Source organism: Kitasatospora sp. NPDC053308 (assembly GCF_055585785.1).
Map to the genome: position 1 here is coordinate 41,040 of NZ_JBVJJY010000028.1, position 23,181 is coordinate 64,220.

Here is a 23,181-nt window from a genome sequence, read left to right on the forward strand (position 1 = left end):
GTGACGGCCATGGCGACACAGGCGACAGGCACGGCCGCCCGAGCGGCCTCCGGAGCGGGCGGCACCGGCCGGCCCCGCGCGTCCGCCAAGGGCGAGCAGACCCGGGCCCGGCTGGTCGCCGCGGCCCGCACCCTGCTCGCGGGCGACGGCGCCGGGCGGTTCACCACCCGTAACGTGGCCGCGCTGTGCGGGGTCTCGCACGGGATGTGCCACTACCACTTCGCGGACCGCACGGACCTGATCGTCGCGGTGGTGGAGGACATCCGGCCCGAGTGGATCACGCCGCTGGAACAGGCGGTGGCCGGCCCGGGCGGCTTCGCCGAGCGCGCCGAACGCGTGCTGGCCCTGCTGACCCGCCCGGAGAGCCCCGACCTGGCCCGGCTGCACGCCGCCCTGCACTGGCTCGCCCTCAACGACGAACGCGTCCGCGCCGGCCTGGAGGCCGAGTACGCGCGCTGGCGGTCCTCCTTCGTGGGCCTGTTCCGCTGCCTGGCCGAGGAGCGCGGCGACGGCACCGACCCCGTCCCGCTCGGCGAGGCCTTCGCCGCCGCCGTGGACGGCCTCGCCGCCATCGGCTCGCTCGACGGCACGGTGGACTCCGGGCGGGTGCTGCGGACCCTGCTGGACTCGCTGGCCTCGGCCGGCTGACGGACCACGGGTCCCGTCAGGGCGCGGCCCCGGCCGGCAGCGGGCGGTTGCCGCGCCACCGGGCCGTGCTCACGCCGGGGTGGTGCCGGACGCGACGGGCTGCTGCTGGGTGGCGCAGTGGATGCCCCCGCCGCCCGCGGCGATGTGGTTGATGGAGACCTGGCTGACCTTGCGACCGGGGTGCAGGTCACCGATGATGCCGGCCGCCTGGTCGTCGGTGGCCCGCACCCCGAAGCGCGGGACGATGACGCCGCCGTTGCAGACGTAGTAGTTGAGGTAGGTGGCGAGGAAGTTCTTGCCGGCTCCCGGGATCTGCTCGACGTCGGGCTCGGGCAGGTCCACCACCGTGAGCGTGCGCCCCTTGGCGTCGGTCGTGGAGCCGAGCACCTGGAGGGCCTGCTGGGAAGCGGTGGTCCAGACGTCCGGCGGGGTGTCGGGGGTGGGGCGGTGCAGCACGACGGTGCCGGGCTCGGCGAAGCGGACCAGGGCGTCGACGTGGCAGTCGGTGATGTCCTGCCCGGCGACGCCCTTGAACCAGATCACCTTCTCGACGCCGAGCAGGTCCTTGAAGCTCGCCTCGATCCGGTCGCGGGACATGCCGGGGTTGCGGTTGGCGTTGACCCAGGAGCTCTCGGTGGCCATCAGGGTGCCCTCGCCGTCCACCTCGATGCCGCCGCCCTCGCCGGTGATCGGCGCCTGGACGCGGGTGATCCCGTCGTGCGCCAGGAGGTTGCGGGCGACCTGGCTGTCGTTGGCGTGGGTCTGCTTGTCGCCCCAGCCGTTGAAGTTGAAGTCGATCCCGGCGAGCCCCTGCGGGCCGGTGACGAAGGTCGGGCCGGTGTCCCGGGCCCACAGGTCGTCGACCATCAGCTCCAGCACCTCGACCGAGGAGCCGCAGGCCTGCCGGGCCTGGTCGGCCTGGTCGGGACGGGCCAGCAGCACCACCGGCTCGAAGCCGGCGATCGCCTGGGCCAGTGCCGCGATGTCCTGCCGGACACCCGGCAGTTGGTCGCCCCAGACCTCCTCCAGCGCCGGCCAGGCCATGAAGGTCCGGCTGTGCGGACGGGACTCCGCCGGCATCGCCCGCCCGGCGGCGGTCGCGCTGCCGGTCGGGGCCGCGGCCGTACCGCTCGGGCCCGGCTGCTCCCCCGCTCCGCTGTCGGCCGAGTCGGAGGAGCAGCCGCCGGCCAGGGCGAGGGCGGCGAGGGCGGCCCCGGACTGCAGCAGCGAACGGCGGGACGGCCGGGGGTGAGCCATGGGGCCTCGTTCCGGTAGGTGTCGGTGTCGGTGTCGGCTCCGCAGGCTACTGACCGGCGGGTCAGGATCCGGCGCGGCGCGCCTCCGCCGTTCGGGGGAATCCGCTCCGGGCCCCCGCCGGTGCTGCTCGGTCGCCCCGGGGCCGGCAGGTCCCACCGCCTGCCGGACCCAGGGCCGTCTCACCGCCGGAGTCCCACCGCCTGCCGGACCCAGGGCCGTCTCACCGCCGGAGTCCCACCGCCTGCCGGACCCGGGGCCGTCTCACCGCCGGAGTCCCACCGCGGGGGTCACCCCGCCGGAGCCGTCTCCCAGGGCGCGGCGCGCGGCGGCGATCCGGTCGGGATCCCAGCCGGGCCGGGGGACGGACTCCAGCAGCAGCCGGGTGTAGGCGTGCTGCGGGGAGTCCAGGACCTGGGCGGTGGGGCCGGATTCGACGATCCGTCCGTGGCGCATCACGACGACCTCGTCGGTGACGCAGCGCACGACGCCCAGGTCATGGGTGATGAACAGGTAGCCCACGCCGGTCTGTTCGCGGATGTCGGCGAGCAGGTTGAGGACCTGTGCCTGCACCGAGACGTCCAGGGCGGCGACCGCCTCGTCCAGCACCAGGACGGCCGGCCGGACGGCCAGCGCCCGGGCGATGGCGACGCGTTGGCGCTGTCCGCCGGAAAGCTGCCGGGGCAGGGCGTCGGCCGCCCTGGTGCCGAGGCCGACCTGGTCGAGGAGTTCCCTGATCCGGGCCGGGTGGTCGGTGCCGGGGAAGTGCAGCCGCAGGGTCTCCCGCAGGACGGCTTCCACGCTGGTGCGCGGGTCGAGCGAGAGGTACGGGTCCTGGAAGACCATCTGCACCTCGCGGGCGCGGGCCAGTCGTTCGGCCCTGCCCCGGGGCGGCCCGCTCCGGGCCCGGCCGCAGACCAGCACCCGGCCCGCATCGGCCTGTTCGAGGCCGACGACGATCCGGGCGGTGGTGGTCTTGCCGGAGCCGGACTCGCCGACGACGCCGAGCGATCCGCCGGCGGGGAGGGTGAAGGAGACGTCCTCCACCGCCCGTACGGCGCCGAAGGTCCGGCACAGCCCGGCGACCTCCAGGACGGTTTCAGGCATCGCCGGGGCTCCCTTCGAGCGGGTGGTGGCAGGCGACCGGGTGCGCCTGCGGGGTCTGCTCGCGGCACAGCCCGGTCGCGTACCGGCACCGGGCGGCGAACGCGCAGCCGGTCAGCTCCCGCCGCAGGTCCGGTGGTTGGCCGTCGATGGCGGCGAGCCGGCCGGGCCGGGCGTCCAGCCCGGGGGTGGCGGCCAGCAGGGCCGCCGTGTAGGGGTGGCGGGGCCGTTCGAAGAGCGCTTCGGCGGTGCCGCTCTCGACGATCCGTCCGGCGTACATCACGTGGACGCGGTCGCTGATGGCGGCGGCCAGGCCGAGGTCGTGGGTGACGAACAGCAGGCCGGTGCCGAAGCGTCGGCGCAGCCGGCCGAGCAGCGCGATGACCTCGGCCTGGCTGGTGACGTCGAGCGCGGTGGTGGGCTCGTCGGCGAGCAGCAGCACCGGGTCTCCCATCAGCGCGGCGGCGATCATCACCCGCTGGAGCATGCCGCCGGACAGCCGGCCGGGGTACTGGCGCAGCAGGTCCGGGCCGAGGCCGACGGCGTCCAGGAGTTCGACCGCGCGCCGCTCGGCGTCGGCCGGGCCCAGCAGGCCGCCGAGGCGCACGCCCTCGGTGAGGAAGTCGCCGACGCGGCGCAGCGGGTTGATGGCGGCGCGGGGGTCCTGGAAGATCATCGCGGCCCGGCCGGTGCGCAGGGCGCGCAGCCGGGCGGGGTCCATGGCGAGGACGTCGTCCCCGTCGACCAGGACGCTGCCCCCGGTGGTGGCGCCGGGCGGCAGCAGGCCGAGGGCGCTGCGCGAGGTGAGGCTCTTGCCGGAGCCGGACTCGCCGACCAGGGCGACGGTCTCGCCGGCCCCCACGGTGAGGTCGACCCCGTCGAGGACGGGCCGGGCGGTGCCGGGCAGGCGGAGCCGCAGGCCCCGGATGTCGAGGGCGTTCACACGCTGCTCCGGTTCGTGGCTGCTCCGGATCACGGGGTGGTCCCCGGGTCCGCGGTCGCGCTTCACGGGGTCCTCCGGGCGACGCGGTCGGCCCAGCGCTCGCCGACGACGTTGAAGGCGACGACGGTGAGCACGATCAGGACGCAGGGCAGGATCGCGGAGAGCGGGTAGCCGTGCTGGATCGCGGTCTGGCCGTCGAAGACCATCCGCCCCCAGTCGGGGGTGAGCGCGGGGACGCCGAGGCCGAGGAAGGACAGGCCGGCGAGGTCCATCAGGGCGTATCCGAAGTTGATGGTGGACTGGGCGAGGACGATCGGGGCGATGTTGGGCAGGACGTGCCGCAGGCAGATCTGCCCGGCGGAGTGCCCCTGGACCCGGTACGCGGAGACGTACGGGCGTTCGCGTTCGGCGAGCACCAGGGAGCGGGTCAGCCGCGAGACGTACGGCAGGTAGGCGATCGCGAGGGCGGTGACGGGGGCGAGCAGGCCCTCCCCGTACACCGAGACGATCAGGATGGCGAGCAGCATGCCGGGGAAGGCGAAGACCAGTTCGGTGCTGCGGGAGAGGACGGAGTCGAGCCAGCCGCCGCGCCAGCCGGCGGCGAGGCCGATCAGGACGCCCGCGACGGTGGAGAAGGCGACCACGCCGAGCGGGCCGAGCAGGGAGGTGCGGGCGCCGAGCAGCAGCCGGGCGAGGGTGTCGCGGCCGGCCGTGTCGACGCCGAGCAGGTGGTCGGCGGACGGCCCGGCGAGGGCGTTGCCGAGGTCGACGGCGTTCGGGTCGGCCGGGGCGAGCCAGGGCGCGAGCAGCGCGGCGAGCACTACCAGGGCGACGAAGCCCCGGCAGGCCAGGTGCAGCGGGGCGCGGGTGCCGGTCAGGCGGGAGAGGCCGGGCCGGCGGGTGAGGACGGTGCTCATGCCGCCGCCTTCCCGGAGCCCAGGGCGATCCGGGGGTCGACCAGCGGGTGGAGCAGGTCGACGACCAGGTTCACGGTCATGAACAGGGCGACGATGAGCAGCGAGATGGCCTGGACGGTCGGGAAGTCCTTGGTGGTGGTGGACAGTTCGAGGAGCTGGCCGATGCCGCCGATGCTGAACGCCGACTCCACCAGGATGGTGCAGACCAGCAGGGTGGAGACGATCAGGCCGCCGGTGGTCAGCACCGTGCCCAGCGAGTTGCGGAACACGTGCCGGCGGATCACCTCCCGCTCCGGCACGCCGCGGCTGCGGGCGACGGTGACGTGCTCGCCCTCCAGGGCGTCCAGCATCGCCGAGCGGGTGACCCGGGCGAGCATCCCGATCAGGTACAGCGCGAGGGCGATCGCCGGCAGGGTGAGGTGCCACAGCAGGTCGAAGGGGCCGTCGCCGGTGCCGCTGGTGGGGAACCAGCCCAGCTTGACGGCGAACAGGCCCTGCAGCAGGACGGCCGCGACGAAGGAGGGGGTGCCGACCGCGACGGTGGTGGACAGCAGGATCGCCGAGTCGGTCGCGCCGCCGCGCACCGCGCCGATCCAGCCGAGCGCCAGGCCGACGAGGACGACCACCAGCAGCGCCATGGCCACCAGCGTCAGGGTGGCGGGCAGCCGGTCGGCGAGCAGGGCGGAGACGTCGGTGCGGTAGGTGAGGGAGCGGCCGAAGTCGCCCTGCAGCACCTGGCCGAGCCAGCGGAAGTACCGCACCAGGAACGGGTCGTCGAGGTGGTACTGCTCGTTGATCGCCTGCAGGGCGGCCGGCGAGGCCGACCGGCCCGACAGGAGGAAGCTCGCCGGGCTGCCCGGCGCGAGGTACATCGCCCCGAAGACCACGAAGGACGCGCCGAGCAGGGTGGCGGCCATCTCCGCGAGTCGCCGGGCGGCGAATCTCAGGAAGTTCACCGGGCGGCCCCCACGTCGGCGGCCCACGGGTAGTACAGGTACGAGATCGTGGTCGGGGCACCGGTGATGCGCTTGTTGAGGAAGACGGCGGTGGGCCACTCGGCGACCGGGATCCACAGCAGCTGCCGGGAGGCGGTCTGCTGGAGCTCGGCCTCGATCGCGGCGCGCTTGGCCGGGTCGTACTCGGCGGTGGCCCGGTCGACGAGGTCGTCGTAGGCCTTGTCGCTGTAGCCGGCGAAGTTCTGGTAGGCGCCGGTCCTGAAGTTGACGAGCAGGTCGAGCGGGTCGGTGATGGAGTCGTAGTACGTCTCCGGGAACATGTCGATGCCTTCGCGCGCCTTGGGGTCGGTGAACAGCGCGGTGAAGGCGTTCGGGGCGATCGTCTTCAGCCGGATGTCCAGCCCGATCCTCGTCCCGGCGGCCTGGACGGCGGTGGCGAGCAGGGAGACGTCCTGGCCGATGGTGCTGGTGGCCATGACGAGCGTCCTGCCGCTCGCGCCGGCCTCCTGGACCAGGGCCTTGGCCCTGTCGATGTCCTGCGCCGTCTGGGTGAGGCCCTCGAAGGCGGTCCTGCGGACGTCCTCGGGGGCGCTCGCCCAGGCGGCCCTGGTGGTGAGGGAGCCGGTGACGGTGCCGGCGTTGGCGAGGCCGGTGCGGGCGAAGCCGGAGCGGTCCAGGGCCAGCGAGAGGGCCTGCCGCACCCGCAGGTCGCCGAGCGGGCCCTGCAGAGTGGTGACGTTGACGTTGACGGTGCTCAGGCCCTCGCCGAAGTAGAGCGTGCCGGGGCCGTCCTTCCTCAGCCGGTCGTAGCTCTCGGTGGGGATCAGGTAGCCGCCGTCGACGTCGCCGGTGAGCATCGCGTTGGTGCGGGCGGAGGAGTCGGTGAGGAAGCGGAAGACGACCTTCTTCGACTTGGCCCTGGTGCCCCAGTAGTCGTCGAAGCGCTGCAGTTCGAGCGACTGGCCCTTGGCCCAGGCGCCGAGCTTGAAGGGGCCCGTGCAGTCGAGGCCGCCGCCGGTGCCGTAGTCCTTGCCGGCGGCCTCCACCCCGGCCTTGGCGGCGACGACACCGGCCGCCGTCGCCATGTACTGCGGGAACTGGGAGTCCGGCTGCTTGAGCCTGACGGTGACCTGCAGCGGGCCGGTCCTGGCGACGGAGTCGACGTTCTGGAACACCTGGTTCCAGGCCGCCGCGTTGTCCGGGTTCATCTGCCGGCCGAGGCTGTACACGACGTCGTCGGCGGTCATCACCGTGCCGTCGTGGAAGTGCACGCCGGAGCGCAGGTCGTAGACCCAGGTGGTGGGGTCGGGGTTGGCGGCCTTCTCGGCCAGTCCGGGTGCCAGGGTGAGCTGGGGGGTCCAGCGCATCAGGCTCTCGCAGACGTTCGACAGGACGGTGTTCTGCGGGTAGTCGAAGGCCTGGAGGTAGTCGAGGGTGGGCGGCTCGGCGTAGGTGGCCCAGGTGAAGGAGTCCAACTCGCCCTTGGCGGGCGGGGTGTCGGCGGACAGCGTGACCGCCGACCGATCGGCGCCGGTGTGCGGCGGGCCGGAGCAGGCGGCGACCAGGGCGGCGGCCGAGAGCAGGGCGGTGGCGAGGACGAGCCGCCGGGGCGTGCGGCGTCTCGCGGGCGTGGTGGGAGTCATGCGGGGTGTTCTCCGTTCGCTGGCGTGGGGGTCAGGCGCGGGCGGCCGGGATCTGCTGGGTGATGCAGTGGACGCCGCCGCCGCCGTAGGCGATCACCCGGGCCCGGACGCCGACGACCTTGCGGTCCGGGCAGGCGGCGGCGAGCACCGCCAGCGCGCCCTCGTCCTCGGGGTCGTCGGCGACCGGCACGACCACCCCGCCGTTGGCCAGGTAGAAGTTCAGGTACCCCACCTCGACCTCGCGGCCGTCCACCTCGACGAAGGCGGCCTGCGGCAGGTCGACGATCTCGAAGGGCCGGCCCTGGGCGTCGGTGGAGTGCTCCAGCACGGCGCGGTTGGCCCGCATCCGCACGTAGTCCGGGTGCTCGGGGTCGGCCGGGAGCTGCACCACGACCTTGCCGGGGGCGACGAAGGCGCAGACGCCGTCCACGTGGCCGTCGGTCTCGGTGTCCAGCGCGCCGCCGTACGGCAGCCAGATCACCTTGGTGACGCCGAGGCGCGCCTTCAGCTCCTCCTCGATCTCCTCCCGGGTCATCCCCGGGTTGCGGTTGGGGTGCAGCAGGCACTGCTCGGTGGTGATCAGCGTGCCCTCGCCGTCGACGGTGATCGCGCCGCCCTCCAGGATCATCTCGGAGCGGATCGCCGGGGTGCCGAGGTGCTCCAGCAGCAGGCCGCTGATCCGGTCGTCGGCGTCCCAGGGGTGGTGCTTGCCGCCCCAGGCGTTGAAGCGGAAGTCGACGCCGGCCCGGCGGCCCTCCGGGTCGAGGACGAAGATCGGCGCGGAGTCGCGGAACCACGAGTCGTCGGTGGGGAGTTCGATCACGCTGACCCCGCCGCCGCAGCGGGCGCCCGCCTCCTCGCCGTGGCCGGGCGGCGCCACCATGGTGACCGGCTCGAACGCGGCGATGGCGCGGGCGACGGCCGCGTACTCGCGCTGCGCCTCGTCCAGGGTGTCGCCCCACAGGTCGGGGCGGACGGGCCAGGCCATCAGGCAGCCGTCGTGCGCGGTCCACTCGGCGGGCATGCGGTACGTCACGGGAAACCTCTTCTGCTCGGGGCCCGACCGGGCCGGTGCGCTCGGGGCCTGACGCTCGGGCGTGCGGGGTGAGTCGCTCGGGGTGAGTCGCTCGGGGCGGGTCGCTCGGGGCGGTCGCTCGGGCGCTCGGGGCGCCGGGGGCGTTCGGCCGTCGGCGCACCGGCCCGGTCGGGAAGGAGGGTGAGGGAGGGTGGTGGAGCGGCAGCCCTGGCGGCCCGCCTCCGTGGGGATCCGGACGGGACGCCAGGGGGTCTCAGAACGCCGGCGGGACGGCCGGCTGGGACTGGATGGCGCAGTGGATGCCGCCACCGCCGGAGGCGATGGCATCGATGTTCAGCTGGACGACGTCGCGGCCGGGAAACTCGGCCCGGAGGATCGCGGAGGCCAGCCCGTCGGCGTACGCGTCGCCGAACTGGGGCACGAAGACCGCGCCGTTGGCGACGTAGAAGTTGGTGTAGCTGGAGAGGAAGTCGTTGCCGCGGCCGCGGATCCGCGCCCGGTCGGGCCCGGGCAGCTCCACCACGGTCAGCGGGCGGCCCTGCGCGTCGGTGGCGCTCAGCAGGACCTGCTTGGCCTGCGCGTAGACGTCGATCCAGACCTGGGCGGTGCCGGGGCCCGGCTGGTCGAGGATGACCCGCCCGGGTGCGGTGAAGCGCGCCAGGCAGTCGATGTGGTCGTCGGTGATGTCCTGGCCCGCCAGACCGGCCAGCCAGATCACCTTGTCCATCCCGAGCGTCGTCTTCAGCGCCTGCTCGACCTGGTCCTGCGACATCCCCGGGTTGCGGTTCGGGTTCACCAGCGAGCTGACGGTGGCCAGCAGCGTGCCCTGGCCGTCCGTCTCCAGGGCGCCGCCCTCGCCGACGAAGGGAGCCCGGACGCGGTCGACGCCGTACCGGGCGAGGAGCGCGGCCGCGACCGCGGCGTCCTCGGTGTAGCGCTGGTAGTAGGGGGTGCCGGCCTTGCCCCAGCCGTTGAAGTTGGTGTCGACGCCGGCGATGGCTCCGGGCCCGACCAGGAAGGTCGGACCGAAGTCCCGGATCCACAGGTCGTCGTTGGAGATCTCGACCACGGTGATCGGGTAGGAGGCGCCGGCGCCGCAGGAGTAGCGGGCGTCGGCCGCCTGTCCGGGGCGCGCGAGCACGACCACCGGCTCGTAGCGGGAGATCTCGTACGCGATGGTGGCGACGTCGTCCCGCACCGCGGACAGTTGGGTCCGCCAGATCGAGGACAGGGCCGGCCAGGCCATGAAGGTGCGGTCGTGCCGGTCGCTCTCGGCGGGCATCCGCAGCCGCGCGGTGGCGCCGACGGCGGGGGCGGCGGTGTTCTCCGCGGTGCTCTCGGACGTGTTCCCGGGCGTGTTCCCGGCGGTCGCGGCCCGGGCGGCGGCCGGGACGGCGGCGCCCAGGGCGATCAGGGGGACGGCGGCGGCGCCCAGCCGGAGCAGAGCGCGTCGTGAGGGCGTGGGGGTGTGCATGGCGCTCCCTGGATGAGGTGGGAGGTGGGGGTTGCCCCGCATCCTTCACCGTACTGAAAATTCAGTCAAGCTTTCGGGGCAAGACTCCTCGAAACCTCTGAAACGATCATCAGGACGCTGGCTTGACCGGCCACGAAGCACCTAGAGTGGGCGCCCATGTCGGATCGCCGGACGGAAATACTCAAGGCCGCCACCCGCGTGATCGCCCGCCGGGGCGTCCGCGGACTGCGCGTGGGGGAACTGGCCGCCGAGGCCGGGGTGTCCACCTCGCTGATCTACTACCACTTCACCGACCGGGCCGGCCTGCTGCGCCGGACCCTCGACTTCATCAGCGACCGCGCCGACCACTACACGGCCGAGCCGGACCCGGCGCCCCGGACCGAGGACCCCCGAGCCGATCTCGAACAGGTGCTGCTCCTGGAGCTCCAGGACACCGAGGACGTACGGGAGAACAGCACTGCCTGGGGCGAGTTGAGGGCCACCGCGGTCTTCGACCCGGAGCTGCGCGCGGACCTGGCGCGGACCACCCACACCTGGGTGCACGACATCGCCGAACTGCTCGCCCGGGCCGATCCGGGCGGCACCGCCCCGGCGCACGCGGCCGCCGCAGAGCGGCTGACCGCCCTCGTCGAGGGCCTGAGCGTGCGCTGGCTCAGCGGTTCCCTGCCGGCCGAGCACGCCCGCCGGCTGCTGCGCGGGGCGATCGCGGCCGAGCTGGACCGCGCCGAACCGGACCGCGCCGAGCTGGACCGCGCCGAACCGGACCGCGCCGAACCGGACCGCGCCGAACCGGGCGGCCGCACGAGCGGGGGTGGATTCGGCCGATCCTGATGGAACCTCTAAACTCTGCCGCACCATCCGCGCCGCCCCCGCCGTCCGGGCCGGCGCCGCACCCTCCCTGTCCGTCGAGAGGCAGCCCGCATGTCCGCTGACCGATCCCCCTTCGCCCTCCGGCCGGTCTTCCAGGAGCTCACCCCGGACGACCCGCGCGAGGTCGGCGGCCACCGGCTGTACGCGCGGCTCGGCGCCGGCGGCATGGGCCGGGTCTACCTCTCGTACACCCCGGGCGGGCGCCCGGTCGCGCTCAAGGTGGTGCGGCCCGAGCTGGCCGAGGACCCGGAGTTCCGGGCCCGCTTCGCCCAGGAGGTGGCCAGCGCCCGGCGCATCCACGGGCTGTTCACCGCCCAGGTCGTCGACGCGGGCGTGGACGCCGCCACCCCGTGGCTGGCCACCACCTACGTACCGGGCCCGTCCCTGCAGCAGGTGGTACGGGCCTTCGGCCCGCTCCCCGAGCGGACCGTCCTGCTGCTGATGGCCGGCATCGCCGAGGCGCTGCAGGCGATCCACGCCAGCGGCGTGGTGCACCGCGACCTCAAACCGGGGAACGTGCTGATCGCCTCCGACGGCCCGCGGGTGATCGACTTCGGCATCGCCCGGGCCGCCGACGCCGCCGCGCTCACCGGCACCGGCCTGCGCATCGGCTCGCCCTCCTACATGGCGCCCGAGCAGGCCACCGGCCGCCCCGCGACCCCGGCCACCGACGTCTACGCCCTGGGCGCCCTCGCCGTCCACGTGGCCGGCGGCGCCCCGCCCTTCGGGGACGGACCGGACCCGGCCACGCTCTACCGGACCGTCCACGAGGCCCCCGACCTCGACCGGGTTCCGCCGGGCCTGCACCCGCTGCTGCTGGCTTGCCTCGCCAAGCGGCCCGAGGACCGCCCGACCACCGCCGAGGTGATCGCCGCCGCCCGCGACCACCCGGCCGTCGGCGGGCACCTGCGGTTCGGTGAGGACTGGCTTCCGCACCCGCTGACCAGCCAGATCACCCGGCACACCGCGCTGCCGCAGGTGCCCGCCGAGGCCGCCGGGAGCGGCGGCGGGAGCAGCACCAGCGGCGGTGGTGACGGTCAGGCGGCCGAGCCCGGCTGGGCCTCGGCCCGGACGGCCCTCGCCCCCGCCGCACCGGCGCCCACCGTCCTCGCTCCCGTCCCCGCGCCCGCACCCCCGGCTGTCCCCGCCGCCGTGCCGACCACCGCCCGGACGGCCCCGCGCGACGGCGCCCGGCGGGCCGACGGCCGTCGCCGCTCCCTCGGGCGGACGGTGCTGACCGCCGCCGTCGCCCTGGCCGTCGGCGCCGCGGCGGCGGCCTTCCTGCTCGACGACGAGGAGCCGGCGGACGCCGCGACCGCCGACGCCCCGGTGTCCGCCGCCGCCGTGCCGGGCGGCCCGACCGCCCCGGCCGGACCGCCGACGCCCGCCCGCTCGACCCCGGGCTCGTCGGCCTCCGCCACGCCGCCCGCCGCGACACCGCCCGGACCGGCCGCCGAGTACACCCCCGTCTACCGCGCCGTCGAGCTGACCTCGGCGGACTCCGGCTACGAGTTCGACCTCACCACCGGCACGGTGGCCCCGACCGACAGCGCCGCCTGGTACGTCGCCCGCGGCGAGGACGAGTTCCTCGTCCCGGACACCGCCGACACCTTCATCGGCCGGGACGCCGGGCTGGGCGTCGCCGAGTGCGTCAAGGGGCTGGGCGGTCGCCCGGCCGGGCGGATCCCGTTCGCCTCCGTCGGAGCGCACGGCGCCTTCTGCGTCCGGTCTGCGGACGGCCGGGACCTGGCCGTCGTCCGGGTGCTGTCGACGGCGGGCGCGGACGGGCCGGTCCGGGTGTCCGTGGACCGCTACCGCCGCAACGGCTGAGAGCCGTCGTTCCCGGCACCAGGTGCGGGGAACGACGGCTCTCACGGGCTCCGGCGGTCGGACCGGCCGCCTCACCGGGTCGGCCGGCTTCACGGGCCCCACCGCTTCGCGGGTTCGGCCGGCTTCACAGGCCCCAGCGCTTCGCGGGTTCGGCCGGCCCGACGGCGGCCATCGCCCCGCCGGGCGCGGCCGGCCCGCCGGGCTCACCCGCCGTCCCCGCCTGCTCGCCCTGGCCGGCGGCGGGCGCGTCCGCCTTCCGCATCGCGGCCGTCTCGGCCTTCAGGATGCGCATCGACCTACCCAGTCCGCGCGCCATCTCGGGCAACTGCTCGGAGCCGAACAGCAGCACCAGCACGGCCACCATCACCAGCAGGTGCCAGGGCTCCAGACCATTGCGCAGCATCGCCGCCTCACCCGGCCTTTCGTCGTCATGACCGGGGCCGTCCGCTCGGCGGCCCGGGTCGTCTCGGGGTGGTGTGGGTGGGTTCACCGTAGAGCTTGACTGATTTTTCAGTCAATGCGACAGTTCAGTTCCGGCGCTCTCGGGGCCCCTGCCCGCCGCCGACCGGCGCCGCGCGCCCCGATCGCGGCTCCCCGCTCCGCGCGCCGGACCGAACCGCCCTCAGCCCCACCGGAGTTCACTGTGCCCCACGCCCTCCCCGCCCGCCGGACGGTGCTGCGTTCCCTGGCCGGCGCCGGCCTGCTCGCCCTCGGCGCGACCGCCTGCGCGGCCAACGGCGGCGACGACCCGGCCGACCCCGGCTCCCCGGCGCCGGGCGGGCCGGCCGGCGACGCCCCCGCCCCGGCACCCGGCGGCACCCCCGTGCGCGGCCGGCGGCTCGGCGGCGAGTGGGAGAAGCACGAGCGGACCTTCATGGCCTGGCCCGCCTCCGAGCACGTCTGGGGCGAGCAACTCGGGGGCGTCCGCCGGGACATCGCCGCGGTGGCCCGGGCGATCGGGGAGCGCGAGCCGCTGGTCATGCTGGTGCGCCCCGGCCAGGAGGCCTCGGCGCGCAACGCCTGCGGCTCGGACGTCGAACTGCTCTCCGTCCCGGTGAACGACCTCTGGGCCCGCGACACCGTGCCGGTCTTCGTGGAGGAGAACGGCACGGTCAAGGGCGTCGACTTCAACTTCAGCGGCTGGGGCGGCAAGCAGGAGCACGGCGACGACGCCCGGATCGCCCGCACCGTCCTGGAGAAGTACGGGATCGAGCGGATCGAGACCCCGATCACCGCCGAGGGCGGCTCCTTCGAGACCGACGGCCAGGGCACCCTGCTGGTCACCGAGAGCTCCGTCGTCAACGACAACCGCAACCCGGGCCGCACCCGCGACGAGATCGAGGCGGAACTCAAGCGGGTGCTGGGCCTCACCAAGGTGATCTGGCTCGCGGGCGTCAAGGGCAAGGACATCACCGACGCCCACGTCGACTGCCTGGCCCGCTTCGCCGCCCCCGGCGTGGTCCTCCTGGACCGGGCCTTCCCCGGCACCCCGCCCGATGTCTGGTCCCGCTCGGCCGACCAGGCCCGCGCCGTCCTCGCCGAGGCCACCGATGCGGCCGGCAAGCGGCTCAAGGTCATCGAGATCGGTCAGCCGGACCCGGACCGGATCACCGGCCGCGGCGACGCCTTCGTTTCCTCGTACATGAACTTCTCCATCGGCAACAAGGCCGTCTACCTGCCCAAGTTCGGCGACGACCGGGCCGACGGGCACGCGCAGGAGGTCTTCCGGGAGCAGTTCCCGGGCCGCGAGATCGTCCCCCTGCAGATCGACACCATCGCCTCCGGCGGCGGGGGCATCCACTGCTCCACCCACGACCAGCCGGCCGGCTGAGCGGGCACGACCGCACCCGCCGCGCCGCAGCACACCGCGTCGCCGCACCACGCCGCGTCGCCACCGCCGCCCGCGCCCCGCCGACCGCACCGCACCGCACCGCACCGAGGGAGAAGGGACCCCCGTGCAGCTGACCCCCACCGAACGCGACCGGCTGCTGATCTTCACCGCAGCCGAGCTCGCCCGCGCCCGCCGCGCCCGCGGCCTGCGGCTCAACGTCCCCGAGGCGATCGCGGTCATCTCGGACACCGTCTGCGAGGCCGCCCGCGACGGCCTCCGGCTCACCGAGGCCGTCGCCCGCGGCCGGGCCGCCCTCACGCCCGACGACGTGCTGCCCGGGGTGCCGGACCTGGTCACCGAGATCCACGTGGAGGCGGTCTTCGAGGACGGCACCCGACTCGCCGTCATCGCCGCCCCGTTCGGGGGTGGTGGCCTCGGCCCGGCCGCACCCGGCGCCGTCCTCCTCGACCGCCCCGCCGAACCCGGGCGGGCGGTGGTGCGCGCGGTGACCGTGCGCAACACCGCCGACGTCCCGGTCTCGGTCACCTCGCACTTCCACTTCTTCGAGGCCAACCCGCGCCTGGCCTTCGACCGCGCCGCCGCGTACGGGATGCACCTGGCCGTGCCGGCCGGCTCCTCGGTGCGCTTCGACCCGGGCGCCACCGTCGAGGTCGGCCTGGTGCCGATCGGCGGCGAGCGGGTCGCGATCGGCTTCGCGGGGCTCGTGGACGGCCCCCTGGACGCGCCCCGGGTGCGGCGCGAGGCGCTGCGCCGGGCGGCCGAGCAGGGCTACCTCGGGGCTCCGGCCGACCAGGGCGGCCGGCCGGGGGCGGCCGCCGACGAACGACGGGAGAACCAGCCGTGAGCAGCAGCACCGGGGCGTCCGGCTTCGAGGCCGCCGAGTACACGGCCGTCCACGGCCCGCGCGCCGGGGACCGGGTCCGGCTCGGCGACAGCGGACTGGTCGTCCGCGTCGAGTCCGACTCGCAGCAGCCGGGGGACGAGTTCCTGGTCGGCTTCGGCAAGACCGCCCGCGACGGCCTGCACCTGAAGGCCGCGGCCGTCCGTGACACCTGCGACCTGGTGATCAGCAACGTGCTGGTGATCGACGCGGTGCAGGGCATCCGCAAGACCTCGATCGGCATCCGGGAGGGCCGGATCGCCTCGATCGGCCGGGCCGGCAACCGGGACACCCTGGACGGCGTGGAGGTCGTGGTCGGCACCGGGACGGCGATCGTCTCCGGCGAGGGGCTGATCGCCACCGCCGGCGCCATCGACACCCATGTGCACCTGATGTCCCCGCGGATCATGGAGGCCTCGCTGGCCTCCGGCGTCACCACGATCATCGGGCAGGAGTTCGGCCCGGCCTGGGGCGTCGGCGTCAACTCGCCCTGGGCCCTGCGGCACGCGTTCAACGCCTTCGACGCCTGGCCCGTCAACATCGGCTTCCTGGGCCGCGGTTCGTCCTCCCACCCGGCCCCGCTGGTGGAGGCGCTGGCCGAGGGCGGCGCCTGCGGCTTCAAGGTGCACGAGGACATGGGCGCGCACACCCGCGCGCTGGACACCGCACTGTCCGTGGCCGAGGTCCATGACGTCCAAGTGGCCCTGCACACCGACGGGTTGAACGAGTGCCTGTCCGTCGAGGACACCCTGAGGGTGCTGGAGGGCCGGACCATCCACGCCTTCCACATCGAGGGCTGCGGCGGCGGACACGTCCCCGACGTGCTGAAGATGGCGGGCGTGCCGAACGTCATCGGCTCCTCCACCAATCCCACCCTGCCGTTCGGCCGGGACGCGGTCGCCGAGCACTACGGCATGATCGTCTCCGTCCACGGCCTCAAGACCGACCTGCCCGGCGACGCCGCGATGGCCCGCGACCGCATCCGGGCCGGCACCATGGGCGCGGAGGACGTGCTGCACGACCTCGGCGCGATCGGCATCACCTCCTCCGACGCCCAGGGCATGGGCCGGGCCGGCGAGACCGTGCGCCGCACCTTCGCCATGGCCGGCAAGATGAAGGCCGAACGGGGCCCGATGGAGGGCGACGGCCCGGACGACGACAACCAGCGGGTGCTGCGCTACATCGCCAAGCTGACCGTCAACCCGGCCATCGCGCACGGCCTCATCCACGAGGTCGGCTCGATCGAGGTCGGCAAGCTCGCCGACGTCGTGCTCTGGCAGCCCGCCTCCTTCGGCGCCAAGCCGCAGCTCGTCCTCAAGGCCGGATTCCCCGCGTACGGTGTGGTCGGCGACCCGAACGCCGCCACCGAGACCTGCCAACCCCTGGTCCTGGGGCCCCTGTTCGGCGCCCACGGCGCGACCCCGGCGGACCTCTCCGTGGCCTTCACCAGCCGCGCCGCCGCCGAAGCCGGCACCCACGCCCGCCCCTACGACAGCATGACCACCCGCCGCCGCCGGGTCGCCGTCCGGCACACCCGCGGCATCGGGCCCGCCGACCTGGTCCGCAACACCCGCCTCGGCGACATCCTCGTCGACGGCGAGCGGAGCCTGGTCACCCTCGACGGCACCCCGCTGCACTCCGACCCCGCCGAGGAGGTCTCGCTGAACCGGCTCTACTTCCTCTGAGCCGCTCCCCCGCCCGCACCCACCGGCACGGGCGGGGCGACGGAGGAGGCGGCGGCCGACCCGCGGCCGCCGACCGCGGCGGTCGGGCGGCTCAGCGTGCGGCGGAGCGCGCGTCCGCCATCAGCGCGGCCACCGTCGCCGCCTTGCGCGCCGAGTAGGCGAGCAGCCGGCCGGTGGCCCCGGCCGCGTCGCGCTTGGCGCGCGCGTAGCGGGCGGCGGCGGCCGGGTGGGCCCGCAGGTGGTCGCGGAACAGCAGGTTGTCGGTCCACAGCGGGCCGCCCAGCTCGACCACGTGCACGTTCGCCGAGGGCTCCGGCCGCCTGCGCCGCAGGTAGCGCCGGCCGGGAACACCGGCCTCGCCGAGATCCTCGAAGCCGAGGGCCCGGACGTACCCGGCCACCGCGTCGGTGTCCGCGGCGGCGCAGCCGATCTGGACGTCGAGCACCGGCTTGGCGTCCAGACCGGGCACCGACGTCGAGCCGATGTGCTCCACTCCGGCCGTGAGCGCACGCTCCCGCAGTCCGGCCGCGAGCCGCGTCACCAGGGCGCCGCCCTGGTCGGCCCAGGCCGGGTCGTACGGGACGAGGTGGATCGGTTCGTCGAGCTCCGGGGCACTGTTCGGCATGCCGGGGACGATACCGGCCACCGACCCGGCCGGGGCCGCTGCCCGGACCTGCGGGGCGGGTACGGCGTCGGGCGCGGGAACGGCCTCGGGCGCGAGAACGTCAGGCGCGGGAGCACCGGCGGAGGAACGGCTCACAGGTACTGCTCGGACCAGATGATCTTTCCCTCGGCGGTGTACCGCACGCCCCAGCGCTCGGTGAGCCGGGCCACCAGGAACAGGCCGCGGCCGCCCTCGTCGTCCGCGACCGCGTAGCGCAGGTGCGGGGCGGTGCCGGCGGCGTCGGAGACCTCGCAGATCAGCGTGCGGTCGTACAGCAGTCGCACCCTGATCGGTTCGGCCGCGTACCGGATGGCATTGGTCACCAGCTCGCTGAGCACCAGTTCGGTGACGAAGGCGGCCTCGTCCAGGCCCCACTCGGCGAGCTTCCGGGTGGCCCGGGCCCGGACCTCGGCCACCGCCTCCGGGGCCGAGGCCACCTCCCACTCGGCGATCCGGTCGGCCTCCAGCACCCGGGTGCGGGCGACGAGGAGGGCGATGTCGTCGCTCTGGCGGCCGGGCAGCAGGGCGTCGAGCACGGCCTCGCAGATCTCCTGGGGGGACCGGCCGGGCCGCGCCAGCACGGTGGCGAGGACGTCCAGCCCGGCCCCGATGTCCCGGGTGCGGTCCTCGACCAGACCGTCCGTGTAGAGGACCAGGGTGCTGCCGGGCGGCAGTCGCAGCTCCACGGCTTCGAAGGGCATCCCGCCCAGGCCGAGCGGCGGCCCGTCCGGCAGGCCGAGCAGTTCCACCGTCCCGTCCGGGTGGACGAGGGCCGGCGGCGGGTGTCCGGCCCGGGCCAGCGCACAGCTCGCCGTACTGGGGTCGTAGATCGCGTAGAGGCAGGTGGCGCCGGTGACCGTCGGCTCGCCGCCGGCGTCGGCCGCCTCCTGGTCCAGGTGCGCGACCAGGTCGTCCAGGTGCCCGAGGAGCTCGTCCGGCGGCAGGTCCAAGGTGGAGAAGTTCTGCACGGCGGTGCGCAGGCGGCCCATGGTGGCGGCCGCGTGCACGCCGTGGCCGACCACGTCGCCGACGACCAGCGCGACCCGCGCGCCGGGCAGCGGGATGACGTCGAACCAGTCCCCGCCGACCCCCGCCTGGGCGGGCAGGTAGCGGTGGGCGACGTCGAGGGCGTTCTGCTCGGGCAGTGCGCGCGGCAGCAGGCTGTGCTGCAGGGTGACGGCCATGGTGTGTTCGCGGGTGTAGCGGCGGGCGTTGTCCACGGACACGGCGGCCCGGGCGGCGAGCTCCTCGGCCAGGGTCAGGTCCTCCTCGTCGAACGGGTCGCGGTCCCGGCCGCGCCAGAAGCAGGCGACGCCCATCAGCACGCCGCGCGCCGTCAGCGGGACGGCGATCAGCGACGCCAGGCCGAACTCCAGCACCGCCTGGGTCAGCTCGACGTCCTGCTCGCGCCACCCGGCGTCGGTGGCCAGCTCCGGGACCAGCGAGGGCCGTCCGCTGACGAAGCCCGCCGCCTGCGGGGTGCTGCCCGCCCACCGGACGAAGGTCCCCTGGGGGTACAGCGGCGAGTCGTCCCGGAGGCCGGCCAGCGCCACCCGCCGCAGCTCCACCTCGGCACCGGCCGCCAGGGTCGGCGGTTCCTCGCCGAGCAGGACGGCGTCGGCGAGGTCGACGGTGGCGTAGTCGCAGAACTCCCGGGAGGCCGTCGCGGCCAGCTCCTCGGCGGTGTGCCGGACGTCCAGGGTGGTGCCGATGGCCAGGCTCGCGTCGTACAGCAGCCGGAGCCGGCCGCGGGCGACCTCGGCCTTCCCCGCCAGGGCGCGCAGTTCGGTGGAGTCGCGCAGGGTGGTGACGCTGCCGGGCGGTCCTCCCCCGGTGTCGGTGGGCCGGTGGTTGACGGCCAGCAGCCGCTCGCCCACCGGGAGCACCTCGTCGGTGACCGCGCCGTCGGACCGCAGCAGCGCCGCCGTCCGGGGATCGAGGCCGAGGTCGGAGACGGCCCGCCCCTCCGCGTCGGGAGGCAGGTCCAGGAGCCGTCGCGCCTCGTCGTTGGCGAGCAGGACCCGACCGTCCCCGCTGACGATGGCCACGCCCTCGCGCACCGCGTGCAGCACCGCGTCGTGGTGCTCGTACATCCTGGTCATCTCCTCCGGCCCCAGCCCGTGGGTCTGCCGCAGGAGACGCCGGCCCGCCAGCGCCGTTCCGGCCGTCGCCAGGCCCAGCGCGGCCGCACCCGCCCCCAACACGACCGGCAGCTGGTGGTCGATCGCGCTGCTCACGTTGGCGACCTTCATCCCCGCCGACACGATGCCCACGACCCCGCCCCCGGCGTCCTCCACCGGCACCACCACCTGGTACTCCAGGCCCAGCGGCCCGTGCACCTGCTCGACGGTGACCCGGCCCTCCAGCGACGGCCCGATGGTGCCGACGAACTTCTTGCCGATCTGCTCCGGCTGGGGGTGGGTGAACCGGATGCCGTTGCGGTCGGTCACCACGATGAAGTCGACCTGGGCGTCCTTGCGGGCCGCTTCGGTCAACGGCTGCAGCACCGCGCTCGGGTCGGGGCCCTGCATCGTCGCCACCAGGCCGGGGCTGTGGGCGAACGCCTCGGCCGCGGCCAGCGAACGGTCGCGGGCGGCCGCGAACCGGTCGCTGCGGGACTCCACCAGCAGCGCAACGACGGCCGCCACCACGAGCAGCACCACCACCAGCACCTGGAGGAGGAACATCTGACCGGCGACGCTGCGGATGTTCAGCACCGACCGCAGACGCCGCACCGAAGGATCCCCGGGGACCGGGCGTGCGCGGTGCCGTCCCCGACGACCACCCGCCGCGCCCGGGGCCCCGGGGTCGGGGCCCGTGTCTTTCGCCATACACCCATGGTGCGCCGCGCCTCCCGGCTCACCGTCGGACGGGCCGGGCGGCGGCCGGGGACGGCCGGGGCTGCGGGACGGCGGGACGGAGCGGATCAGCGCGGGACGGTCCGGATCAGCAGCAGCGCGACGTCGTCGGTGCGGTGCTGCCCCTGCCCCGCCTGGTCGACCAGGGCATCGGCCAGCCGGTCCAGCGGTTCGTCGCCGTGGCGGGCCAGCGTGGCGCAGAGGTCCGCCAGCGCCTGGTCCGGGTCCGCGCCGGGCGTGTCGACCAGGCCGTCGGTGTACAGCGCCAGTGTGGTGCCGACCGGCAGGTCGACCCGGATCTGCGGGTAGTCGGCGGCCGGGTCCACGTTCAGCACCAGGCCGATGAGCGGATCCAGCGCGCCCGCCCGGCCGTCCGGGCCGTACCGCAGCGGCACGGGGTGCCCGGCGTCGGCCAGCCAGGCCTCGTGGCGGGCCAGGTCGACCCGAAGGTAGGCACAACTGGCCAGCAGCGTCGTGTCCAGGTCGTTCAGCAGGCGGTTGGTGCGGCACAGCACCGTACTCGGGTCGGCATCGGCCGCGGCGAACGCCCGGACGGCCGTCCGCACCTGGCCCATCAGCGCGGCGGCGTGGACGTTGTGGCCCTGGACGTCGCCGATCACCACGGCCACGCTGTCCGGCCCGACCCGGATCAGGTCGTAGAAGTCCCCTCCCACGTCCATGCCCTCGGTGCAGGGCAGGTAACGGGCGCTGACCTCCAGACCCGGCACCACCGGCAGCGCCCGGGGCAGCAGGCTCTCCTGCAGACCGTGGGCCAGGCCCAGCTTGGTGTCGTACAGCCGGGCCCGGTCCAGGGCCTGGGCGATCAGCCCGCCGAGCGAGGTGAGGACGGCCCGTTCCTCCAGGTCGAAGTGGTGCGGCTCGGCGAAGGCCAGCACGCAGGTGCCGATCAGCCGGCGGGAGGTCACCAGCGGCAGGTAGGCCCAGGCGGCCATCCCGTCCTGCGTCTCCGGGCGGCCCGGGTAGACCCGTTCCAGCTCGGCCCGGTTCTCGAAGTACGCCGGTACCGGGTTGGTGGACGCCTGCACACCGGGGGTGGGCTCGGTCAGCGGGGTGCTGTCGAAGCGGTCGACCAGCCCGGGCGGGTAGCCGCGGTGCCCCACGATCCGCAGCCGGCCCCCTTCGGCCATCAGCACTGCCACGGCCTGGCCACCGAAGGCCGGCACGATCTGCTCGGACACCATGCTCACCACGTCCTGCACGGTGACGGCCTCGGTCAGCGCACCGGCCAGGTGGAGGAGGTGGTACAGCGCCCCGGGCCGCGTGTGCACCCGTTCGGACGGCGCTGCGGGCCCGGCCGGGGCGGCCGAACCGGCGGGACGGGCGGCACCCGCGGGACCGGTAGGGCCAGTGGGCTCCGCGGGATCGACGGGATCGGCGGGGACGATCCGGGCTGTCAGGCCGGTGGGATCCGGGAAGAGCTCGAACGTCAGCCATCGGTCCGGCGGCCGCAGCGCGACGAACGAACTGGCGCGCCCGCTGATCACCGCCGACCGGTAGTGGTACTCGTACACCGGATCCCGCAGCCACGGCACCACTCCCCAGGGCCGCCGGCCCAGCAGCCGCTCGACCGGCTCGCCCAGCAACGCGGCCGCCGCCGGCGTGACCGCGGCCAGCCGGCCGTCCAGGTCGATGTCGCACACGCCCTCCGGAAGGCGCGCCACCATCGCCTGGACGGGGGCGGTCGGAGCGGCCTCCGCCGGTTCGGGGCTCGCTCCGGCCCGCACCGGACGGCCGGACCGTTCCGCCTCCGCCAGGACCCGGGCCAGGGCCTCCCTCAGCGCGTCCAGCCGGTTCCGCTCCCAGGGCGACAGCTCGGGCGGATGCGCGGCCGGCCAGAGCACGAACACGCCCCCGTACGTGGTCCCGCCCGCGACCAGCGGAGCGGCCGCCAAGCAGAACGCGTACGGCATGGCGACCGCGACCCTCGGGTACCGGCGCGCCATCGACTCCGCGCCGCCCACCCAGACCGGCTCGCCGCTGCGCACCGCCTCGGCCACCGGCACCGGAGCGGTGATGCCGATCCGCTGCCACGGCCTGGTGAACTGCCGGGCCGCTCCCAGCGTCACGGCCAGTTCGAGCAGTTGCCCGTCCTCGGAGAGCAGGTAAAGCCCGCCGAGGTGCGCGTCCAGCAGGACACGCGCCGACCGCAGGACCTCCGCCACTTCGGCGAGGCCGCTACCGGCCGTGGCCCCGGCGGGCCCGACGGGCTCGGCGGCCCCGTGTCCGGGCCCCGGCGCCCGATGCCACGGCACGCCCATCGCGAGCACCCCATTCGAGCCGACCAGTGGGCCCGCAGGCCCCTTCCATAGTGGCTCGGCCCGCTCGGTACGTCCCGTCGGCTCCGCTCGGCTCCACCCGGCTTCCGTGGGATCCGCCGGGAGCCCGTCAGCCGGCGCCGGTCCACGGCCTGCTGCCCAGGATCGCGGCTTCCGCGCGGTTTCGAAAAGGCCGGGGAATGCGAAGAACCCCCGTCCGGATCCCGGACGGGGGTTCTTCTGAATGATTGTTCGGCGGCGTCCTACTCTCCCACAGGGTCCCCCCTGCAG

Annotated in this window: 17 protein-coding genes and 1 pseudogene; 6 read left to right on the plus strand and 12 right to left on the minus strand. The window is 74.9% G+C overall.

The genetic code is table 11. The annotated features are described in order from the left end of the window. The first annotated feature begins 9 nt into the window (after positions 1 to 9). Positions 10 to 648, plus strand: a complete 639-nt coding sequence (locus tag ACZ6Y7_RS35215; RefSeq protein ID WP_465762026.1) for a TetR/AcrR family transcriptional regulator — start codon at positions 10 to 12, stop codon at positions 646 to 648. 69 nt (positions 649 to 717) lie between these two features. Here ACZ6Y7_RS35215 and ACZ6Y7_RS35220 read toward each other — a convergent pair whose 3' ends face one another. The 8 genes from ACZ6Y7_RS35220 to ACZ6Y7_RS35255 form a co-directional block, all read right to left on the minus strand. After that, positions 718 to 1,905, minus strand: coding sequence for an agmatine deiminase family protein (locus ACZ6Y7_RS35220; RefSeq protein ID WP_465762027.1), 1,188 nt, complete (start codon positions 1,903 to 1,905; stop codon positions 718 to 720). A 261-nt stretch (positions 1,906 to 2,166) separates the two neighbouring features. After that, positions 2,167 to 3,009 carry an ABC transporter ATP-binding protein gene (locus ACZ6Y7_RS35225; protein ID WP_465762028.1) on the minus strand — a complete coding sequence of 281 codons (843 nt, stop codon included), beginning with the start codon at positions 3,007 to 3,009 and terminating at the stop codon, positions 2,167 to 2,169. Beyond that, positions 3,002 to 3,982, minus strand: a complete 981-nt coding sequence (locus ACZ6Y7_RS35230) for an ABC transporter ATP-binding protein (RefSeq protein ID WP_465762029.1) — start codon at positions 3,980 to 3,982, stop codon at positions 3,002 to 3,004. Before ACZ6Y7_RS35230 ends, ACZ6Y7_RS35225 begins: the two co-directional genes overlap by 8 nt. Positions 3,983 to 4,011: 29 nt before the next feature. After that, positions 4,012 to 4,866 carry an ABC transporter permease gene (locus ACZ6Y7_RS35235; protein ID WP_465762030.1) on the minus strand — a complete coding sequence of 285 codons (855 nt, stop codon included), beginning with the start codon at positions 4,864 to 4,866 and terminating at the stop codon, positions 4,012 to 4,014. Then, entirely contained in the window at positions 4,863 to 5,822 is a 960-nt protein-coding gene (locus ACZ6Y7_RS35240; protein ID WP_465762031.1) for an ABC transporter permease, read from the minus strand. Before ACZ6Y7_RS35240 ends, ACZ6Y7_RS35235 begins: the two co-directional genes overlap by 4 nt. Further along, the gene (locus tag ACZ6Y7_RS35245) at positions 5,819 to 7,465 is read right to left on the minus strand and encodes an ABC transporter substrate-binding protein (protein WP_465762032.1); all 1,647 of its coding nucleotides are present in this window, start codon (positions 7,463 to 7,465) and stop codon (positions 5,819 to 5,821) included. The genes ACZ6Y7_RS35240 and ACZ6Y7_RS35245 overlap by 4 nt, the downstream gene beginning before the upstream one ends. Before the next feature lie 31 nt (positions 7,466 to 7,496). Next, on the minus strand, positions 7,497 to 8,501 hold the full coding sequence (locus ACZ6Y7_RS35250; protein ID WP_465762033.1) for an agmatine deiminase family protein: 1,005 nt from the start codon (positions 8,499 to 8,501) through the stop codon (positions 7,497 to 7,499). Positions 8,502 to 8,754: 253 nt separating this feature from the next. Continuing rightward, entirely contained in the window at positions 8,755 to 9,975 is a 1,221-nt protein-coding gene (locus tag ACZ6Y7_RS35255; RefSeq protein WP_465762034.1) for an agmatine deiminase family protein, read from the minus strand. A gap of 156 nt (positions 9,976 to 10,131) precedes the next feature. On the opposite strand from ACZ6Y7_RS35255, the pseudogene ACZ6Y7_RS35260 reads away from it, so the two are divergent. Both ACZ6Y7_RS35260 and ACZ6Y7_RS35265 read left to right on the plus strand, forming a co-directional pair. Further along, positions 10,132 to 10,698, plus strand: a pseudogene (locus ACZ6Y7_RS35260) (TetR/AcrR family transcriptional regulator); the annotation flags it as partial. 198 nt (positions 10,699 to 10,896) lie between these two features. Continuing rightward, positions 10,897 to 12,675 (plus strand): serine/threonine-protein kinase, encoded by a 1,779-nt coding sequence (locus ACZ6Y7_RS35265; RefSeq protein WP_465762035.1) that lies wholly within the window; start codon positions 10,897 to 10,899, stop codon positions 12,673 to 12,675. Between the two features lie 124 nt (positions 12,676 to 12,799). Here the strand turns inward: ACZ6Y7_RS35265 and tatA are convergent, their stop codons facing one another. Then, on the minus strand, positions 12,800 to 13,078 hold the full coding sequence (tatA, locus tag ACZ6Y7_RS35270; RefSeq protein ID WP_465762036.1) for a Sec-independent protein translocase subunit TatA: 279 nt from the start codon (positions 13,076 to 13,078) through the stop codon (positions 12,800 to 12,802). A gap of 240 nt (positions 13,079 to 13,318) precedes the next feature. On the opposite strand from tatA, the gene ACZ6Y7_RS35275 reads away from it, so the two are divergent. From ACZ6Y7_RS35275 to ACZ6Y7_RS35285, 3 genes are all read left to right on the plus strand, one after another. After that, positions 13,319 to 14,506 (plus strand): agmatine deiminase family protein, encoded by a 1,188-nt coding sequence (locus tag ACZ6Y7_RS35275; RefSeq protein ID WP_465762037.1) that lies wholly within the window; start codon positions 13,319 to 13,321, stop codon positions 14,504 to 14,506. Between the two features lie 124 nt (positions 14,507 to 14,630). Then, positions 14,631 to 15,371, plus strand: coding sequence for an urease subunit gamma (gene ureA, locus ACZ6Y7_RS35280; protein ID WP_465762038.1), 741 nt, complete (start codon positions 14,631 to 14,633; stop codon positions 15,369 to 15,371). Further along, positions 15,368 to 17,092 carry an urease subunit alpha gene (locus tag ACZ6Y7_RS35285; protein ID WP_465762039.1) on the plus strand — a complete coding sequence of 575 codons (1,725 nt, stop codon included), beginning with the start codon at positions 15,368 to 15,370 and terminating at the stop codon, positions 17,090 to 17,092. The genes ureA and ACZ6Y7_RS35285 overlap by 4 nt, the downstream gene beginning before the upstream one ends. Positions 17,093 to 17,183: 91 nt before the next feature. Here the strand turns inward: ACZ6Y7_RS35285 and ACZ6Y7_RS35290 are convergent, their stop codons facing one another. From ACZ6Y7_RS35290 to ACZ6Y7_RS35300, 3 genes are all read right to left on the minus strand, one after another. Then, positions 17,184 to 17,717, minus strand: coding sequence for a GrpB family protein (locus ACZ6Y7_RS35290; protein ID WP_465762040.1), 534 nt, complete (start codon positions 17,715 to 17,717; stop codon positions 17,184 to 17,186). Positions 17,718 to 17,848: 131 nt separating this feature from the next. Then, a complete protein-coding gene (locus ACZ6Y7_RS35295; protein ID WP_465762043.1) occupies positions 17,849 to 20,443 on the minus strand; it encodes a SpoIIE family protein phosphatase in 2,595 nt (864 codons plus the stop codon). Between the two features lie 239 nt (positions 20,444 to 20,682). Continuing rightward, the gene (locus ACZ6Y7_RS35300) at positions 20,683 to 22,797 is read right to left on the minus strand and encodes a GAF domain-containing SpoIIE family protein phosphatase (protein ID WP_465762041.1); all 2,115 of its coding nucleotides are present in this window, start codon (positions 22,795 to 22,797) and stop codon (positions 20,683 to 20,685) included. Positions 22,798 to 23,181: the final 384 nt, after the last annotated feature.

What these genes read in the sequence shown, in the direction of transcription:
- ACZ6Y7_RS35215 (WP_465762026.1), top strand. Translation starts at nt 10, where the DNA reads ATGGCGACACAGGCGACAGGCACGGCCGCCCGAGCGGCCTCCGGAGCG.
- ACZ6Y7_RS35220 (WP_465762027.1), bottom strand. Translation starts at nt 1,905, where the DNA reads ATGGCTCACCCCCGGCCGTCCCGCCGTTCGCTGCTGCAGTCCGGGGCC.
- ACZ6Y7_RS35225 (WP_465762028.1), bottom strand. Translation starts at nt 3,009, where the DNA reads ATGCCTGAAACCGTCCTGGAGGTCGCCGGGCTGTGCCGGACCTTCGGC.
- ACZ6Y7_RS35235 (WP_465762030.1), bottom strand. Translation starts at nt 4,866, where the DNA reads ATGAGCACCGTCCTCACCCGCCGGCCCGGCCTCTCCCGCCTGACCGGC.
- ACZ6Y7_RS35245 (WP_465762032.1), bottom strand. Translation starts at nt 7,465, where the DNA reads ATGACTCCCACCACGCCCGCGAGACGCCGCACGCCCCGGCGGCTCGTC.
- ACZ6Y7_RS35255 (WP_465762034.1), bottom strand. Translation starts at nt 9,975, where the DNA reads ATGCACACCCCCACGCCCTCACGACGCGCTCTGCTCCGGCTGGGCGCC.
- ACZ6Y7_RS35265 (WP_465762035.1), top strand. Translation starts at nt 10,897, where the DNA reads ATGTCCGCTGACCGATCCCCCTTCGCCCTCCGGCCGGTCTTCCAGGAG.
- tatA (WP_465762036.1), bottom strand. Translation starts at nt 13,078, where the DNA reads ATGCTGCGCAATGGTCTGGAGCCCTGGCACCTGCTGGTGATGGTGGCC.
- ACZ6Y7_RS35290 (WP_465762040.1), bottom strand. Translation starts at nt 17,717, where the DNA reads ATGCCGAACAGTGCCCCGGAGCTCGACGAACCGATCCACCTCGTCCCG.
- ACZ6Y7_RS35295 (WP_465762043.1), bottom strand. Translation starts at nt 20,443, where the DNA reads ATGTTCCTCCTCCAGGTGCTGGTGGTGGTGCTGCTCGTGGTGGCGGCC.